Annotated in this window: 1 protein-coding gene; it reads left to right on the top strand. The window is 87.5% G+C overall.

The window, feature by feature from the left end; all coding sequences use genetic code 11:
- On the top strand, positions 1-255 hold a 255-nt coding region (locus AC0IVP_RS21975; protein ID WP_471759289.1), incomplete at both ends, for a hypothetical protein.

A 255-nucleotide genomic window follows, 5' to 3' on the forward strand; every position in this document is an offset into this window, starting at 1 on the left:
GGCCCGTGCCGGTGAGCTGCGCGACGCGCTGACCGCCACCGCCACGGGCCTGCGGGACGCCCGGCCGGCCGGGGCCACCGCGCGGGCCGAGCTGGCCGCCGCGGAGTCCGAGCAGTCCGCTGCCGCGGGGCCGCCGGCCGGCACCCAGGGCGTCGCCGGGTCCGGCGCGGGCCTGCGGGTGGCCCCCGCCCGGGGCGCCCTGCGGGCCGCCGAGGCCCGGGTGACCGCCGCGACCCGCGAGGCGCGCCGGCGCGC

It is taken from the genome of Klenkia sp. AC732, from assembly GCF_979256525.1.